This window comes from Escherichia sp. WS338, assembly GCF_046486405.1.
GTDB classification, from domain to species: domain Bacteria; phylum Pseudomonadota; class Gammaproteobacteria; order Enterobacterales; family Enterobacteriaceae; genus Escherichia; species Escherichia coli.
This window is the reverse complement of sequence record NZ_JBJQLL010000002.1, coordinates 203,192-222,226: the sequence shown is the minus strand read 5'-3', so window position 1 is coordinate 222,226 and position 19,035 is coordinate 203,192. Positions and strand designations below refer to the sequence as shown.

Sequence of the window (19,035 nt, the reverse complement as noted above, 5' to 3'; positions counted from 1 at the left end):
CCGGCATCTCAATATCAGATCTTACATGCGCCGCTTTCGCAGCCATCGTCCTGGATTGACGGTACCAGATCGTCTTGTGCGTCTTCAGCACCGTCACGGGTGTTCTGATAATACAGCGTTTTGACCCCGAATTTGTAGGCGGTGAGCAGGTCTTTCAGCAGTTGCTGCATCGGCACTTTTCCTGACGGGAAGCGTGACGGATCGTAGTTGGTGTTAGCAGAGATCGACTGATCGATAAATTTCTGCATGATACCCACCAGTTGCAGGTAGCCATCGTTACCCGGCATTTCCCACAGCAGTTCATAGGCGTCGTGCAGATGCTCGTAGTCCGGCACCACCTGGCGCAGAATACCGTCTTTCGACGCTTTGATGCTGACGTAACCACGCGGCGGTTCAATACCGTTAGTGGCGTTAGAGATCTGCGAAGAGGTCTCGGACGGCATCAGGGCAGAAAGCGTGGAGTTACGCAGGCCGTGCGTTTTGATTGACTCACGCAGTGCTTCCCAGTCGTAATGCAGCGGCTCATTAGCGATGGCATCCAGATCTTTCTTATAGGTATCGATCGGCAGGATCCCTTTCGCGTAAGTGGTTTCGTTAAACCACGGGCACGCGCCTTGCTCTTTCGCCAGCTCATTAGACGCTTTCAGCAGGTAATACTGAATGGCTTCGAAGGTTTTATGCGTCAGGTTGTTGGCGCTGCCGTCGGAGTAGCGTTTACCGTGCTTCGCCAGATAGTAAGCGAAGTTGATCACACCAATACCCAGCGTACGACGCCCCATCGCTCCACGTTTAGCGGCCGGGATCGGGTAATCCTGATAATCCAGCAGTGCGTCGAGTGCGCGAACCGCCAGAATTGCCAGCTCTTCCAGTTCATCCAGGCTGTTAATTGCGCCCAGGTTGAAAGCAGAAAGCGTACACAGCGCGATTTCACCGTTCTCGTCGTTGACGTCGTTCAGTGGTTTGGTCGGTAGGGCGATTTCCAGGCACAGGTTAGACTGGCGCACTGGTGCAATAGCCGGATCAAACGGGCTGTGGGTGTTGCAGTGGTCTACGTTCTGAATATAGATACGACCGGTAGACGCACGTTCCTGCATCATCAGCGAGAACAGCTCAACGGCTTTCACACGCTGCTTGCGGATGCTGTCGTCTTTCTCATATTTGGTGTACAGGCGTTCAAACTCTTCCTGATCGGCGAAGAACGCGTCGTACAGCCCCGGTACGTCGGACGGGCTGAACAGGGTGATATCTTCACCTTTCAGCAGACGGGTATACATCAGTTTGTTGATTTGTACCCCGTAGTCCATATGACGCACGCGGTTGCCTTCAACCCCACGGTTGTTTTTCAACACCAGCAGGCTTTCCACTTCCAGATGCCACATCGGGTAGAACAGTGTTGCCGCACCGCCGCGCACACCGCCCTGAGAGCAGGATTTCACCGCTGTCTGGAAATGTTTGTAAAACGGAATACAGCCGGTGTGGAATGCTTCGCCACCGCGAATCGGGCTACCCAACGCACGAATACGCCCGGCGTTGATGCCGATCCCGGCACGCTGGGAAACGTATTTAACAATCGCGCTGGAGGTGGCGTTGATGGAATCCAGGCTGTCGCCGCACTCGATCAGTACGCAGGAGCTGAACTGACGAGTCGGGGTACGCACGCCGGACATGATTGGCGTCGGCAGCGAAATTTTAAATGTGGAAACCGCGTCGTAAAAACGCTTCACGTATTGCAGGCGCGTTTCACGCGGGTAGTTCGAGAACAGGCACGCAGCAACCAGAATATAGAGGAACTGGGCGCTCTCATAGATTTCGCCGGTCACGCGGTTCTGTACCAGATATTTGCCTTCCAGCTGCTTAACGGCAGCATAAGAGAAGGTCATATCACGGTCGTGATCGATAAACGTGTCCATCTGCTTGAACTCTTCTTCCGTGTAGTCTTCCAGCAGATGATTATCGTATTTGCCCATCTCGACCATTTTCACCACGTGGTCGTACAGCGCAGGCGGCTCAAACTGGCCGTAGGCTTTTTTACGCAGGTGGAAGATCGCCAGGCGCGCGGCGAGATACTGATAATCCGGCGCATCACGGGAGATCAGGTCTGCGGCAGCCTTGATAATGGTTTCGTGGATGTCAGAGGTCTTGATACCGTCATAAAACTGAATGTGGGAGCGCAGTTCGACCTGGGAAATCGAAACGTTATGCAGTCCTTCTGCCGCCCAATCCAGAACGCGATGGATTTTGTCGAGATTGATGCGCTCTGTGCTACCGTCGCGCTTTGTCACCAGCAGATTCTGATTCATGTATGTCGTACCTGTTTTTGGAATTCTTTCCGCAATAGTTTCATGCAGACTACCTGTAGTGAGGGAAGCTGCTTAGAACACTATATATAGGGGGTATGTTTGGGATTCACTGCAAGATAGTGTGAAAATGGCCCTCTTGCAAGTGCATAACTTTGTGGATAACTCAGGAAGGAAAAAGTGGCTTTCGCGCACCTTAGGTCAGACAAGGTGTCCGGGAAAGTCAATGGGAAGAGAAAAATTTGTTAAAAATAACTGTTCGGCGATTTCTTGAACGGAAGAATAGGTTAGATAAATTGATATAGATGGTTTATTAATCTTTTGGCTAATGATTGCAAAAATTGATCTAAGCACGAGTCATCACATAATCTGATGTATCAGTTATGGTCAATATATAAGCGAATGTAAGCGATTGTTGATGTCGAAATGGTTGTTTTCTCTTCGGTTGTTGTTAAATGCGAAGCCATTTTGTTAATTTACCTTATATTATAAGAAAATTATTCATTACTTTAATTCAGTTTAAACATAACTGATATCCCTTAAGGTGATTAACTTGAATTATGACGCACTGATATTATTCATGAAATAATAACAAAATAGCCATTGCACTGGGTTGAACAATTTACAAAAGAAAAATAACCCATATCGTATAATGCGATTAAATATGCCGTCTTATAGAAAATGATGGTCAGATTAATATGCGGATTATTTTTCTACGCAAGGAGTATTTATCTTTACTCCCGTCAATGATTGCATCTCTTTTCTCTGTTAACAGTGTCGCGGAGGTTTTGGATTCATGCCAGGGATATGATATCAAAGCGAGTTGTCAGGCCAGCAGGCAAAGCCTTTCAGGCATTACGCAGGACTGGAGCATCGCCGATGGGCAATGGGTGATTTTTTCGGGTATGGCCAATAATGCCAGCGGTGGCGCCGTATTTTTGCAGCAAAGTGCTGAATTTACGATATCACCACAAAATGAAACAGGGATGACCCTGTTTGCTAATAACTCGATTAGTGGCGAATATAATAATGGCGGAGCTATCTTTGCTAAAGAAAACTCAACGATAAATCTTGCGAATGTTATTTTCGACAGTAACGTTGCAGGAGGCTATGGCGGAGCAATCTATTCTGCGGGAACAAACGATGCCGGTGATATGGATTTAAATATCACTAATGCAATATTTGAGAATAATATCGCCAATGATGGTAAAGGTGGCGCTATTTATTCTATCAATAATGATATTTATTTAAGTGATGTCATTTTTGATAATAATCAGGCATATACATCAACCAGCTATAGTGATGGGGACGGCGGTGCCATTGATGTTACGGATAATAGTACGGATAACAAACATCTTTCAGGAAAAACGATAATTAATAATACCTCCTTTACCAATAACTATGCAGAAGGTTATGGCGGAGCAATTTATACCAGCAGCACCACATCCCCGTATCTTATTGATATTTCTGTTGATGATAATTATGACCAAAACAATGGTGTGATGATTGATGAAAATAACAGCGCCTCGGGATATGACCATTCGGCGACGGCAGCGGCGGGGGGCTTTATGTATATCGGTCATAGTGTGGCTGAATTTAACATTGCCGCCGATAAAACGCTGGTAATAGGCAATACCAGCAACGATGGCGCGATTGATTCTCTTGCCGGAACGGGAGTCATCGTTAAAGAGGGAGCGGGAGAGTTAGTCCTCAATGCCGACAATAATGCGTTTACCGGCGAGATAAGTATCCAGAATGGCGAGGTGACGTTGGGGCGCAGCGATGAGTTAATGAATGTCGGCGACACGCACTGTCAGAGCGATCCGCAGGATTGCTTTGGTCTGATGGTCGGCAGCACTGTTCATTCTGAGTATCAGGCAGAACTGAATGTTGGCAATACACAACAAACGTTTGTGCACTCATTAACCGGTTTTGCTAATGGCATTTTGAATATCGACGCAGGCGGCAATGTTACCGTAAACCAGGGCGGTTTTTCCGGCTCGATTCAGGGTGAAGGACAGTTGACGGTAGCGCAAGATGGCAGCTATCTCCTGACAGGGGCGCAGTCGATGGCATTAACCGGCGATATTGTGGTGGAAGATAACGCCGTATTGTCGCTAGCGGGGAATCAGGCCGATTTACGGGCAATGCAGAGCGATCCGCAATCGATCGTGCTAAATGGCGGAGTATTGGATCTCTCTGATTTCACCACCTGGGATGGCGATAGCTCATACAATGACGGTCTGCAAATCAGCGGCAGCGGGGGGACAGTGATTGGCAGTAATGATGTCGTTGATATCAGCAGTGGCGATGATTTACATATTGGCGGCAGTGATGCCAGCCAGAATGGCGTTTATGTCGTCATTAATGCGGGGGATCAGCGCGTAACGCTGGCGAATAACAACGGTTATCTCGGTAATACGCAAATCGCCTCCGGTACGCTTGAAGTCAGCGATAATTCGCAATTGGGGGACACAAGTTACAACCGTTCAGTGATCTTCACAGATCCCCAACAACACAGTGAAATGGATGTGACGACTGATGTTGACACTCGCTCGGCTACAACAGGTCAGGGCAGGAATATTGAAATGCGCGCTGATGGCGAAATACACGTTGAGGATGGCGTAGATACGCAATGGGGCGGGTTGATGGCGGATAGTACCGGGCAACAACTGGAGAGCGTAAGCACGTTGACTAAAAGTGGCGGCGGTACGCTGGAGTTGACCGCCAGCGGCACTGCGACGTCTGCGGTACGTGTGGAGGACGGAACGCTAAAAGGTGAAGCGGAGAATATTATTCCTTATGTTTCTTCACTGTGGGTGGGGGAAGACGGTGTTTTTGAAACCGGGCAAAATCAGGATATTCGCTCAATCGATGCCACCTCTGGCGGCGATATCGACATAACCGATGGTACTGTGTTGCGATTGACGCAGCAGGATACGAACCAGGTGCTGGATGCCTCGCTGTTTAGCGGCGACGGTACGTTGGTGAATGCCACCGATGGCGTGACGCTGACAGGCGAGCTTAATACCAACCTTGAAACTGACAGCCTGACTTATCTTTCCGACGTGACGGTTAATGGCAATCTGACCAATACGTCCGGTGCGATTAGCCTGCAAAATGGCGTCGCTGGCGACACGCTGACGGTAAATGGTGATTATACCGGCGGCGGTACGCTACTGCTCGACAGCGAATTAAACGGCGATGACTCGGCAAGTGACCAACTGGTATTGAACGGTAATACTGCTGGCAACACGGCCGTGGTAATTAACCCCATTACGGGTATTGGTGAGCCGACATCTACAGGTATTAAAGTGGTTGATTTCGCAGCTGATCCCACGCAGTTTCAAAACAATGCGCAGTTCCGTCTGGCAGGAAGCGGCTACGTCAATATGGGGGCGTATGATTACACGCTGGTGGAAGATAACAACGACTGGTATCTGCGATCACAAGAAGTCAATCCGACGCCGCCGCCTGTTCCAGACCCAACTCCAGATCCTGATCCCACGCCGGATCCCGACCCAACCCCCGACCCTGAACCTACGCCTGCTTACCAGCCGGTGTTGAATGCCAAAGTTGGTGGATATTTTAATAACCTACGTGCGGCAAATCAGGCATTTGTGATGGAGCGACGCGATCACGCAGGTGGCGATGGTCAGACGCTGAATTTACGCGTTATCGGCGGGCGTTATCATTACACGGCGGTAGGGCAGTTGGCTCAGCATGAAGACACTTCTACGGTGCAGCTTAGCGGCGATCTGTTTAGCAGGCACTGGGGTGATGATGGCGAGTGGATGCTTGGGATTGTTGGTGGCTACAGCGATAACCAGGGCGACAGCCGCTCGAATATGAGCGGAACTCGCGCCGATAACCAGAACCACGGTTATGCCGTTGGGCTGACCTCAAGCTGGTATCAGCACGGTAATCAGAAGCAGGGGGTCTGGCTGGATAGCTGGCTGTAATATGCGTGGTTTAACAATGATGTTTCTGAACAAGACGATGGCGTGGATCATTACCACTCGTCGGGGATTATCGCCTCGCTGGAAGCCGGGTATCAATGGTTACCGGGGCGTGGTGTGGTGATTGAACCGCAGGCGCAGGTGATTTATCAGGGCGTGCAGCAGGATGATTTTACCGCCGCTAACCATGCGCGCGTGTCACAATCGCAGGGTGATGATATTCAGACGCGGCTGGGTTTACACAGCGAATGGCGTACCGCTGTTCATGTCATACCAACATTAGATCTGAATTATTATCACGATCCCCATGCGACGGAAATTGAAGAAGATGGCAGCACTATCAGTGACGATGGGGTGAAGCAACGGGGTGAAATAAAAGTGGGAGTCACGGGCAATATCAGTCAGCGAGTGTCCCTGCGCGGCAGCGTGGCGTGGCAGAAAGGGAGTGATGATTTTGCCCAGACGGCAGGGTTTTTGTCGATGACGGTGAAATGGTAATCGCTGTCTGACCATCACTATTGCCGGATGCGGCGTAAACGCCTTATCTGGCCTACGGAGAGCATTTGTAGGCCTGATAAGACGCGGCAAGCGTCGCATCAGGCATTGGCGCGGTTGCCGGATGAATCCAAACAACAACCTCACTTATTCTGCGTGTGCAGCATATAGTTCACATCCACGCCGGGGCCGAGCTTAAAGGAATTAGTGATCGGGTTGTAATGTAACCCGGTTATATGTCGCTCTTTAAGGCTTGTCTGATCTACCCAGCCCAGCAGCTCTGCCGGTTTAATAAACTTCTTCACATCATGCGTGCCTTTGGGCACCATGCGCAAAATATATTCCGCGCCAACCACCGCCATCAGCCATGACTTGCCGTTGCGGTTAAGCGTCGAGAAAAAGACATCGCCGCCCGGTTTCACCAGTTGCGCACAGGCTCTGACCACTGACTGCGGATCGGGGACGTGCTCCAGCATCTCCATGCAGGTCACCACATCATACTGCCCGGCATGTTTTGCCGCGTGCTCTTCCACGGTTTCCTGCACGTAATCCACCTGAATGCCGCTTTCCAGCGCGTGCAGCTTTGCCACCTGCAATGGCTCAAAGCCCATATCCAGACCGGTCACCGTCGCACCTTCGCGCGCCATACTCTCGGCCAGAATGCCGCCGCCACAACCGACATCGAGCACCTTTTTGCCAAATAAACCGCCAGCACGCTCGGCAATATAGCCCAGACGCAGCGGGTTAATGCGGTGCAGCGGTTTGAACTCACCTTCAAGATCCCACCAGCGGGAGGCGACAGCTTCAAATTTAGCGATCTCTTCGTGGTCTACGTTATGGTTTACCGGCGATTTTTCGGCATTCATTGGCACTTCTACTCCGTAATTGGCAAGACAAACGAGTATATCAGGCATTGGAGGTGAATAAAGCGTATAGGTTTACCTCAAACTGCGCGGCTGTGTTATAATTTGCGACCTTTGAATCCGGGATACAGTAGAGGGATAGCGGTTAGATGAGCGACCTTGCGAGAGAAATTACACCGGTCAACATTGAGGAAGAGCTGAAGAGCTCCTATCTGGATTATGCGATGTCGGTCATTGTTGGCCGTGCGCTGCCAGATGTCCGAGATGGCCTGAAGCCGGTACACCGTCGCGTACTTTACGCCATGAACGTACTAGGCAATGACTGGAACAAAGCCTATAAAAAATCTGCCCGTGTCGTTGGTGACGTAATCGGTAAATACCATCCCCATGGTGACTTGGCGGTTTATGACACGATCGTCCGTATGGCGCAGCCATTCTCGCTGCGTTACATGCTGGTAGACGGTCAGGGTAACTTCGGTTCCATCGACGGCGACTCTGCGGCGGCAATGCGTTATACGGAAATCCGTCTGGCGAAAATTGCCCATGAACTGATGGCCGATCTCGAAAAAGAGACGGTCGATTTCGTAGATAACTATGACGGCACGGAAAAAATTCCCGACGTCATGCCAACCAAAATTCCTAACCTGCTGGTGAACGGTTCTTCCGGTATCGCCGTAGGTATGGCAACCAACATCCCGCCGCACAACCTGACGGAAGTCATCAACGGTTGTCTGGCGTATATCGATGATGAAGACATCAGCATTGAAGGGCTGATGGAACACATCCCCGGGCCGGACTTCCCGACGGCGGCAATCATTAACGGTCGTCGCGGTATTGAAGAAGCTTACCGTACCGGTCGCGGCAAGGTATATATCCGCGCCCGTGCTGAAGTGGAAGTTGACGCCAAAACCGGACGTGAAACCATTATCGTCCACGAAATTCCGTATCAGGTAAACAAAGCGCGCCTGATCGAGAAGATTGCGGAACTGGTAAAAGAAAAACGCGTGGAAGGCATCAGCGCGCTGCGTGACGAGTCTGACAAAGACGGTATGCGCATCGTGATTGAAGTGAAACGCGATGCGGTCGGTGAAGTTGTGCTCAACAACCTCTACTCCCAGACCCAGTTGCAGGTTTCTTTCGGTATCAACATGGTGGCATTGCACCATGGTCAGCCGAAGATCATGAACCTGAAAGACATCATCGCGGCGTTTGTTCGTCACCGCCGCGAAGTGGTGACTCGTCGTACTATTTTCGAACTGCGTAAAGCTCGCGATCGTGCTCATATCCTTGAAGCATTAGCCGTAGCGCTGGCGAACATCGACCCGATCATCGAACTGATCCGTCATGCGCCGACGCCTGCAGAAGCGAAAACTGCGCTGGTGGCTAATCCGTGGCAGCTGGGCAACGTTGCCGCCATGCTCGAACGTGCGGGCGATGATGCTGCGCGTCCGGAATGGCTGGAGCCAGAGTTCGGCGTGCGTGATGGTCTGTACTACCTGACCGAACAGCAAGCTCAGGCGATTCTGGATCTGCGTTTGCAGAAACTGACCGGCCTTGAGCATGAAAAACTGCTCGACGAATACAAAGAGCTGCTGGATCAGATCGCAGAACTGCTGCGTATTCTTGGCAGTGCCGATCGTCTGATGGAAGTGATCCGCGAAGAGCTGGAACTGGTTCGTGAACAGTTCGGTGACAAACGTCGTACTGAAATCACCGCTAACAGCGCCGACATCAACCTGGAAGATCTGATCACCCAGGAAGATGTGGTGGTCACGCTTTCTCACCAGGGTTACGTGAAGTATCAGCCGCTTTCTGAATATGAAGCGCAGCGTCGTGGCGGGAAAGGTAAATCTGCCGCACGTATTAAAGAAGAAGACTTTATCGACCGACTGCTGGTGGCGAACACCCACGACCATATTCTGTGCTTCTCCAGCCGTGGCCGCGTCTATTCGATGAAGGTCTACCAGTTACCAGAAGCCACTCGTGGCGCGCGTGGTCGTCCGATCGTCAACCTGCTGCCGCTGGAGCAGGACGAACGTATCACTGCGATCCTGCCGGTGACCGAGTTTGAAGAAGGCGTGAAAGTCTTCATGGCGACCGCTAACGGTACTGTGAAGAAAACCGTCCTCACCGAGTTCAACCGTCTGCGTACCGCCGGTAAAGTGGCGATCAAACTGGTTGAAGGCGATGAGCTGATCGGCGTTGACCTGACCAGCGGCGAAGACGAAGTAATGCTGTTCTCCGCCGAAGGTAAAGTGGTGCGCTTTAAAGAGTCTTCTGTCCGTGCGATGGGCTGCAACACCACCGGTGTTCGCGGTATTCGTTTAGGCGAAGGCGATAAAGCCGTCTCTCTGATCGTGCCTCGTGGCGATGGCGCAATCCTCACCGCAACGCAGAACGGTTATGGTAAACGTACCGCAGTGGCGGAATACCCAACCAAGTCGCGTGCGACGAAAGGGGTTATCTCCATCAAGGTTACCGAACGTAACGGTTTAGTGGTTGGCGCGGTGCAGGTAGATGACTGCGACCAGATCATGATGATCACCGATGCCGGTACGCTGGTACGTACTCGCGTTTCGGAAATCAGCATCGTGGGCCGTAACACCCAGGGCGTGATCCTCATCCGTACTGCGGAAGATGAAAACGTAGTGGGTCTGCAACGTGTTGCTGAACCGGTTGACGAGGAAGATCTGGATACCATCGACGGCAGTGCCGCGGAAGGGGACGATGAAATCGCTCCGGAAGTGGACGTTGACGACGAGCCAGAAGAAGAATAATTTTACTTCTTCATGCCAAAAGGGAGCTATCTCCCTTGTTTGAATTGAAAAGTCCAGGCTGCAAAGTCTGGGCTTTTGTCGTATTAGGGCGCGGTAAAGTTTTGCTGTGCTCGTAAAAAATGGCTGGCTTTACACAAGGAATGTGGCAATGAGTGGTGAAAAAAAGGCGAAAGGCTGGCGGTTCTATGGTCTTGTAGGTTTGGGCGCAATAGTACTGCTTTCCGCTGGCGTCTGGGCGTTGCAATATGCTGGCAGTGGGCCAGAAAAAACGTTGTCGCCGCTGGTGGTGCACAACAATCTGCAAATCGATCTCAATGAGCCGGACCTCTTTCTCGACAGCGACTCTCTGAGCCAGCTTCCCAAAGACCTCCTTACCATTCCGTTTCTCCACGATGTTCTGAGTGAAGATTTCGTTTTCTATTATCAGAATCATGCCGATCGTCTGGGCATTGAAGGCAGCATTCGCCGCATTGTCTATGAACACGATCTCACGCTGAAAGATAAGCTCTTTTCGTCACTCTTAGATCAGCCCGCGCAGGCGGCGCTATGGCACGATAAACAAGGCCATCTTTCACATTACATGGTGCTGATCCAGCGCAGTGGTTTAAGCAAACTGTTGGAGCCATTGTTGTTTGCCGCTACCAGCGACAGCCAGTTAAGCAAAACGGAAATCAGTAGTATTAAGCTAAATAGTGAAACCATCCCGGTTTATCAGTTGCGCTATAACGGCAATAACGCCCTGATGTTCGCGACTTATCAGGACAAGATGCTGGTGTTTTCCAGTACGGATATGCTGTTTAAAGATGACCAGCAGGATACCGAAGCCACGGCGATCGCAAGTGATTTGTTGAGCGGTAAAAAACGCTGGCAAGCCAGCTTTGGCCTGGAAGAGCGTGCTGCTGAAAAAACGCCAGTACGCCAGCGTATTGTTGTCAGCGCCAGGTTGCTGGGGTTTGGCTACCAGCGATTAATGCCTTCTTTTGCTGGCGTACGCTTCGAAATGAGCAACGACGGCTGGCATAGCTTTGTGGCGTTAAATGATGAATCCGCCAGCGTAGATGCCAGTTTCGATTTTACGCCGGTATGGAACAGTATGCCTGCCGGGGCCAGCTTCTGTGTGGCGGTGCCGTATTCGCATGGTATTGCCGAAGAGATGCTTTCGCACATCAGCCAGGAAAACGACAAGCTGAACGGGGCGTTAGATGGTGCAGCCGGGCTGTGCTGGTATGAAGACTCAAAATTACAAACCCCGCTATTTGTTGGTCAATTTGATGGCTCAGCCGAACAGGCACAACTGCCTGGGAAACTGTTTACGCAAAATATTGGTGCGCACGAAAGCAAAGCGCCAGAAGGTGTTTTGCCGGTAAGCCAGACTCAGCAGGGCGAAGCGAAAATCTGGCGTCGCGAAGTGAGTTCCCGATACGGTCAGTATCCGAAAGCGCAGGCGGCGCAACCCGATCAATTAATGTCGGATTATTTTTTCCGCGTGTCGCTGGCGATGCAAAACAAAACGCTGCTTTTCTCCCTCGATGACACGCTGGTTAATAACGCCCTTCAAGCACTGAATAAAACCCGCCCGGCAATGGTGGATGTAATACCCACTGATGGCATCGTTCCGCTCTATATCAATCCACAAGGAATGGCGAAACTGCTGCGTAACGAAACGCTGACCAGTCTGCCGAAGAATCTCGAACCGGTTTTTTATAACGCCGCACAAACTTTATTAATGCCGAAGCTGGACGCTTTATCTCAACAACCGCGTTATGTCATGAAGCTGGCCCAGATGGAACCCGGTGCCGCCTGGCAGTGGCTACCCATAACCTGGCAACCGCTATGAGACACGGGCTGCTGGCGCTGATTTGCTGGCTGTGTTGTGTTGTTGCCCATAGCGAAATGCTGAATGTCGAACAATCCGGGCTGTTTCGCGCCTGGTTTGTACGCATTGCACAGGAACAGCTCCGCCAGGGGCCAAGTCCACGCTGGTATCAGCAGGATTGTGCGGGCCTGGTGCGATTTGCAGCGAACGAGACGCTGAAAGTTCACGACAGTAAATGGCTAAAAAGTAACGGGTTATCTAACCAGTATTTGCCGCCAGAGATGACGCTAACACCTGAACAGCGGCAACTGGCGCAAAACTGGAATCAGGGGAACGGGAAAACCGGCCCCTACGTGACCGCAATTAATTTGATTCAGTACAACAGCCAATTTATTGGCCAGGACATAAACCAGGCGCTGCCTGGCGATATGATTTTTTTCGATCAGGGCGATGCCCAGCACTTAATGGTCTGGATGGGGCGTTACGTCATCTACCACACCGGAAGCGCCACGAAAACTGACAACGGAATGCGCGCAGTCAGTCTGCAACAACTTATGACATGGAAGGACACCCGATGGATACCCAACGATTCCAATCCCAATTTCATTGGCATTTATCGTTTAAATTTTCTGGCGCGATAGCAGCGTGCTTGTCCCTGTCTCTTGTGGGAACAGGGCTTGCCAATGCTGATGATTCGCTTCCTTCCAGCAACTATGCGCCGCCCGCCGGGGGAACATTCTTTTTGCTCGCTGACAGCAGTTTTAGCAGCAGTGAAGAGGCGAAAGTGCGACTGGAAGCGCCGGGGCGTGATTATCGACGCTATCAGATGGAAGAGTACGGCGGCGTGGACGTTCGCCTGTATCGTATTCCTGACCCGATGGCATTTTTGCGCCAGCAGAAAAACCTGCATCGCATTGTGGTGCAACCGCAATATTTGGGCGACGGGCTGAACAATACGCTGACCTGGCTGTGGGATAACTGGTACGGCAAATCTCGCCGCGTGATGCAGCGTACTTTTTCTTCTCAGTCTCGGCAGAATGTGACTCAGGCGTTACCCGAATTACAGCTCGGTAATGCCATTATTAAACCTTCCCGTTATGTACAGAACAACCAGTTTTCACCGCTGAAAAAATATCCCCTGGTGGAACAGTTCCGTTACCCATTATGGCAGGCTAAACCGGTCGAGCCGCAGCAAGGGGTAAAACTGGAAGGCGCATCCAGCAATTTCATCTCGCCGCAGCCGGGCAACATCTATATTCCGCTAGGCAAGCAAGAGCCGGGGCTGTACCTCGTCGAGGCGATGGTAGGTGGGTATCGGGCGACGACGGTGGTGTTTGTTTCCGATACCGTGGCGCTTAGCAAAGTGTCAGGTAACGAGCTTCTGGTGTGGACCGCGGGTAAAAAACAGGGGGAAGCGAAGCCGGGATCAGAGATCTTGTGGACTGACGGTCTTGGCGTGATGACCCGCGGTGTGACCGATGACAGCGGTACCTTGCAGTTACAACATATATCGCCGGAACGTTCATACATTCTGGGTAAAGATGCTGAAGGCGGCGTTTTTGTCTCCGAGAATTTTTTCTACGAAAGCGAAATCTACAACACCCGCTTGTATATCTTTACCGACCGCCCTCTGTATCGTGCAGGCGATCGTGTTGATGTCAAAGTGATGGGCCGCGAGTTCCACGACCCGTTGCATTCATCCCCCATCGTCAGCGCCCCGGCGAAGCTTTCGGTGCTGGACGCTAACGGCAGTCTGTTGCAAACCGTCAATGTCACGCTGGATGCGCGCAATGGCGGGCAGGGGAGTTTCCGCCTGCCAGAAAATGCCGTTGCCGGAGGTTATGAGTTACGCCTGGCTTACCGCAATCAGGTCTATAGCAGTAGTTTTCGCGTAGCCAACTATATCAAGCCACATTTCGAGATTGGTTTAGCTCTCGACAAAAAAGAGTTCAAAACTGGCGAAGCGGTCAGCGGCAAACTGCAACTGCTTTACCCGGATGGTGAGCCGGTAAAAGATGCCCGCGTGCAGTTAAGTTTGCGCGCTCAGCAATTATCAATGGTCGGTAACGATTTGCGTTATGCCGGACGTTTTCCCGTGTCGCTGGAAGGCAGCGAAACGGTGTCCGATGATAGCGGTCATGTGGCTTTAAATCTCCCCGCCGCCGATAAACCGAGCCGCTATTTGTTAACCGTCTCCGCCAGTGACGGCGCGGCGTATCGCGTCACCACCACCAAAGAGATCCTCATTGAACGCGGCCTGGCGCATTACTCTTTAAGTACCACCGCACAATACAGTAATAGCGGCGAGTCGGTTGTGTTCCGTTATGCCGCGCTGGAATCTTCAAAACAGGTTCCTGTTACGTATGAATGGTTGCGTCTCGAAGACCGCACGAGCCATAGCGGAGATCTACCGTCAGGCGGCAAATCCTTTACCGTCAATTTCGATAAACCTGGCAACTACAATCTGACATTACGCGATGAAGACGGCTTAATTCTCGCCGGGTTAAGCCATGCAGTCAGCGGTAAGGGCAGCACGGCGCATACGGGTACGGTAGATATCGTGGCGGATAAAACGCTGTACCAGCCAGGCGAAACCGCGAAGATGCTGATTACCTTCCCGGAGCCAATTGATGAAGCATTATTGACGCTGGAACGCGATCGCGTTGAACAGCAGTCGCTGCTATCGCATCCGGCAAACTGGCTGACGTTACAACGTTTAAACGATACCCAGTATGAAGCCCGCATACCAGTGAGCAATTCCTTTGCGCCTAACATCACTTTTTCGGTGCTGTATACCCGTAACGGTCAGTACAGTTTTCAGAACGCCGGGATCAAAGTTGCCGTTCCCCAGCTGGATATCCGGGTGAAAACGGAAAAAAACCATTACCAGCCTGGTGAACTGGTCAATGTCGAATTAACCTCGTCGCTGAAAGGTAAACCTGTTTCTGCGCAGCTAACGGTTGGTGTGGTCGATGAAATGATCTACGCGCTGCAACCGGAAATCGCGCCGAATATCGGCAAATTTTTCTATCCGCTGGGGCGTAACAATGTGCGTACCAGCTCCAGTCTGTCGTTTATCAGCTACGACCAGGCGCTCTCCAGCGAGCCGGTTGCGCCTGGCGCGACTAACCGCAGCGAGCGGCGAGTAAAAATGCTTGAACGTCCACGGCGTGAAGAGGTGGATACCGCGGCATGGATGCCGTCACTCACAACCGATAAACAAGGCAAAGCGTATTTCACGTTCCTGATGCCTGATTCGTTAACCCGCTGGCGCATCACCGCGCGTGGGATGAACGGCGACGGGCTGGTCGGGCAGGGGCGTGCTTATCTGCGTTCGGAAAAAAATCTCTACATGAAGTGGAGTATGCCAACGGTGTATCGCATGGGCGACAAACCGGCAGCAGGACTGTTTATCTTCAGTCAGCAGGATAACGAACCGGTGGCGCTGGTGACTAAATTTGCAGGTGCTGAGATGCGCCAGACGCTGACGCTGCACAAAGGGGCGAATTATATTTCGCTGACGCAGAATATTCAGCAATCTGGCTTGTTAAGTGCAGAACTGCAACAAAATGGGCAAGTACAGGACAGCATTAGCACAAAACTGTCTTTTGTGGATAACAGCTGGCCCGTTGAACAGCAGAAAAACGTCATGCTCGGCGGTGGCGATAACGCGCTGATGTTGCCCGAGCAGGCGAGCAATATCCAGCTACAAAGTAGCGAAACGCCGCAGGAGATTTTCCGTAACAATCTTGATGCGTTAGTCGATGAACCGTGGGGGGGCGTGATCAACACCGGTAGCCGTCTGATCCCGCTCAGTCTCGCCTGGCGTTCACTTGCCGATCATCAAAGTGCCGCCGCTAACGACATTCGTCAGATGATTCAGGATAACCGTCTGCGGCTGATGCAACTGGCGGGGCCCGGAGCGCGCTTTACCTGGTGGGGTGAAGATGGCAATGGCGACGCCTTCCTGACGGCATGGGCATGGTACGCCGACTGGCAGGCCAGCCAGGCGCTCGGCGTAACGCAGCAACCGGATTACTGGCAACATATGCTCGACAGTTATGCCGAGCAGGCAGATAACATGCCGATATTGCATCGCGCGCTGGTGCTGGCGTGGGCACAGGAGATGAATCTACCGTGCAAAACGTTGTTGAAAGGGTTGGATGAAGCTATCGCCCGGCGCGGAACTAAAACTGAAGATTTCTCTGAGGAAGACACCAGCGATATCAATGACAGCCTGATCCTCGATACACCGGAATCTCCACTGGCAGATGCGGTGGCAAACGTCTTAACCATGACGTTGCTGAAAAAAGCGCAGTTGAAGTCCACGGTGATGCCACAGGTTCAGCAATATGCGTGGGATAAAGCGGCAAACAGCAATCAGCCGCTGGCGCACACGGTTGTGCTGCTCAATAGCGGTGGTGACGCTACCCAGGCGGCCGCTATTTTAAGTGGTTTGACCGCTGAGCAATCCACTATTGAGCGCGCGCTGGCCATGAACTGGCTGGCGAAATATATGGCGACAATGCCTCCAGTTGTTTTGCCTGCGCCTGCGGGCGCATGGGCTAAACATAAGTTAACTGGAGGGGGCGAAGACTGGCGTTGGGTTGGTCAGGGTGTGCCGGACATTCTCTCTTTTGGTGACGAATTATCGCCGCAAAATGTGCAGGTCCGCTGGCGTGAACCGGCAAAAACGGCTCAACAAAGTAACATTCCGGTGACCGTTGAACGCCAGTTGTATCGGCTTATCCCCGGTGAAGAAGAGATGAGCTTTACTCTGCAGCCGGTGACCAGCAATGAGATTGACAGCGATGCGCTGTATCTCGATGAAATTACGCTTACCAGCGAGCAGAATGCCGTTCTGCGCTACGGTCAGGTGGAAGTACCGCTCCCGCCAGGGGCTGACGTTGAGAGGACTACGTGGGGCATTTCGGTCAATAAACCGAACGCTGGAAAACAGCAGGGGCAGTTGCTGGAAAAAGCGCGAAATGAAATGGGCAAACTGGCCTATATGGTGCCGGTGAAAGAACTGACGGGAACGGTCACTTTCCGCCATTTGCTGCGCTTCTCGCAAAAAGGGCAATTCGTTCTGTCTCCTGCTCGTTATGTGCGTTCCTATGCACCTGCACAGCAAAGTGTTGCGGCAGGGAGCGAATGGACCGGGATGCAGGTGAAATAAGTGAACTGGCGCAGAATCGTCTGGCTATTGGCGTTGGTTACTCTGCCAACGCTTGCGGAGGAGACGCCGTTACAACTGGTGCTGCGCGGTGCGCAGCACGATCAACTGTATCAGCTGTCGTCATCAGGCGTGACCAAAGTCTCGGCATTACCTGACACGCTCACCACGCCGTTAGGGAGTTTGTGGAAACTGTATGTTTACGCCTGGCTGGAGGATACCCATCAACCGGAGCAGCCCTACCAGTGTCGCGGAAACTCCCCGGAAGAGGTTTATTGTTGTCAGGCTGGGGAGAGTATAACGCGCGATACCGCGCTGGTACGTTCCTGTGGGCTCTATTTTGCGCCGCAGCGGTTGCATATTGGCGCAGATGTGTGGGGGCAATATTGGCAACAGCGTCAGGCACCTGCGTGGTTAGCGTCTCTTACTACGCTGAAGCCAGAAACCTCGGTAACGGTTAACTCGCTGCTTGATTCATTAGCGACGTTACCTGCGCAAAACAAAGCTCAGGAAGTCTTACTGGATGTGGTGCTGGACGAGGCGAAAATCGGTGTCGCATCCATGCTCGGCAGTCGGGTACGGGTGAAAACCTGGAGCTGGTTTGCCGATGATAAACAGGAAATCCGTCAGGGTGGTTTTGCCGGCTGGTTAACCGATGGTACACCGCTGTGGGTGACTGCAGTGGCACCAGCAAAACGGTACTGACCCGTTATGCGACGGTGCTTAATCGGGTTTTGCCAGTGCCGACGCAAGTTGCCAGTGGGCAATGTGTCCTGGTGGAGCTGTTTGCCCGCTATCCGCTGAAGAAAATCACGGCGGAAAAGAGTTCGACGGCAGTAAAACCCGGCGTACTTAATGGGCGCTATCGTGTGACGTTTGCCAATGGTAACCACATTATGTTTGTCAGCCACGGTGAGACGACCTTACTGAGCGAAAAGGGCAAACTGAAATTGCAGTCGCATCTCGATCGTGAAGAGTACGTTGCCAGAGTTCTGGATCGTGAGGCGAAAAGTACGCCACCTGAGGCAGCGAAAGCCATGACCGTGGCGATACGCACTTTTTTACAGCAAAACGCCAATCGGGAAGGCGATTGCCTGACCATCCCTGACAGCAGCGCCACGCAGCGTGTTTCTGCTTCGCCAGCTACCACGGGGGCGCGAACGATGACCGCCTGGACGCAGGATCTTATCTATGCGGGCGATCCGGTTCATTATCACGGCAGTCGCGCTACCGAAGGGACGCTTTCCTGGCGGCAAGCCACGGCCCAGGCGGGGCAGGGAGAGCGTTACGATCAGATACTCGCGTTTGCTTATCCCGACAATAGCCTTAGCCGCTGGGGAGCGCCACGCTCAACCTGCCAGTTATTACCCAAAGCGAAAGCCTGGCTGGCGAAAAAAATGCCGCAGTGGCGGCGTATATTACAAGGTGAGACGGGGTACAACGAACCAGACGTGTTTGCGGTTTGCCGTTTAGTCTCAGGTTTCCCCTATACCGATCGGCAGCAGAAACGGCTGTTTATTCGTAACTTCTTTACGCTTCAGGATCGGCTGGATTTAACCCATGAGTATCTGCACCTGGCCTTTGATGGTTATCCCACCGGGCTTGATGAGAACTATATCGAAACGCTTACCCGACAATTATTAATGGACTAA

The 19,035-nt window shown here is 52.0% G+C and carries 7 protein-coding genes and 2 pseudogenes; 7 read left to right on the top strand and 2 right to left on the bottom strand.

Annotation, left to right across the window (positions count from 1 at the left end):
• Positions 1-14 precede the first annotated feature (14 nt).
• Positions 15-2,300 carry a class 1a ribonucleoside-diphosphate reductase subunit alpha gene (nrdA, locus tag ACJHWT_RS02395; RefSeq protein ID WP_001075170.1) on the bottom strand — a complete coding sequence of 762 codons (2,286 nt, stop codon included), beginning with the start codon at positions 2,298-2,300 and terminating at the stop codon, positions 15-17.
• A gap of 127 nt (positions 2,301-2,427) precedes the next feature.
• Between nrdA and ypaB the strand changes: the two genes are divergently transcribed.
• Positions 2,428-2,571 (top strand): protein YpaB, encoded by a 144-nt coding sequence (ypaB, locus tag ACJHWT_RS02390; RefSeq protein ID WP_001300064.1) that lies wholly within the window; start codon positions 2,428-2,430, stop codon positions 2,569-2,571.
• Between the two features lie 424 nt (positions 2,572-2,995).
• Positions 2,996-6,754 (top strand): annotated as a pseudogene (gene yfaL / locus ACJHWT_RS02385) (AIDA-I family autotransporter adhesin YfaL/EhaC).
• A 140-nt stretch (positions 6,755-6,894) separates the two neighbouring features.
• Here yfaL and ubiG read toward each other — a convergent pair.
• The gene (ubiG, locus tag ACJHWT_RS02380) at positions 6,895-7,617 is read right to left on the bottom strand and encodes a bifunctional 2-polyprenyl-6-hydroxyphenol methylase/3-demethylubiquinol 3-O-methyltransferase UbiG (RefSeq protein ID WP_000990764.1); all 723 of its coding nucleotides are present in this window, start codon (positions 7,615-7,617) and stop codon (positions 6,895-6,897) included.
• Between the two features lie 146 nt (positions 7,618-7,763).
• Here ubiG and gyrA point away from each other — a divergent pair, with 146 nt between their 5' ends.
• From gyrA to ACJHWT_RS02355, 5 genes and pseudogenes are all read left to right on the top strand, one after another.
• Positions 7,764-10,391 carry a DNA topoisomerase (ATP-hydrolyzing) subunit A gene (gyrA, locus tag ACJHWT_RS02375; RefSeq protein ID WP_065203316.1) on the top strand — a complete coding sequence of 876 codons (2,628 nt, stop codon included), beginning with the start codon at positions 7,764-7,766 and terminating at the stop codon, positions 10,389-10,391.
• Between the two features lie 148 nt (positions 10,392-10,539).
• A complete protein-coding gene (locus ACJHWT_RS02370; RefSeq protein WP_000012343.1) occupies positions 10,540-12,228 on the top strand; it encodes a DUF2138 domain-containing protein in 1,689 nt (562 codons plus the stop codon).
• Positions 12,225-12,848, top strand: a complete 624-nt coding sequence (locus ACJHWT_RS02365) for a DUF1175 domain-containing protein (RefSeq protein ID WP_001362325.1) — start codon at positions 12,225-12,227, stop codon at positions 12,846-12,848. Before ACJHWT_RS02370 ends, ACJHWT_RS02365 begins: the two co-directional genes overlap by 4 nt.
• A gap of 23 nt (positions 12,849-12,871) precedes the next feature.
• Positions 12,872-17,386, top strand: coding sequence for an alpha-2-macroglobulin family protein (locus ACJHWT_RS02360; protein ID WP_000536556.1), 4,515 nt, complete (start codon positions 12,872-12,874; stop codon positions 17,384-17,386).
• Positions 17,387-19,035 (top strand): annotated as a pseudogene (locus tag ACJHWT_RS02355) (YfaQ family protein).

Excerpts from the sequence above, each read along its gene's own strand:
- ACJHWT_RS02365 (WP_001362325.1), top strand. The coding sequence starts at position 12,225 with ATGAGACACGGGCTGCTGGCGCTGATTTGCTGGCTGTGTTGTGTTGTT.
- nrdA (WP_001075170.1), bottom strand. The coding sequence starts at position 2,300 with ATGAATCAGAATCTGCTGGTGACAAAGCGCGACGGTAGCACAGAGCGC.
- ypaB (WP_001300064.1), top strand. The coding sequence starts at position 2,428 with ATGGCCCTCTTGCAAGTGCATAACTTTGTGGATAACTCAGGAAGGAAA.
- ubiG (WP_000990764.1), bottom strand. The coding sequence starts at position 7,617 with ATGAATGCCGAAAAATCGCCGGTAAACCATAACGTAGACCACGAAGAG.
- gyrA (WP_065203316.1), top strand. The coding sequence starts at position 7,764 with ATGAGCGACCTTGCGAGAGAAATTACACCGGTCAACATTGAGGAAGAG.
- ACJHWT_RS02370 (WP_000012343.1), top strand. The coding sequence starts at position 10,540 with ATGAGTGGTGAAAAAAAGGCGAAAGGCTGGCGGTTCTATGGTCTTGTA.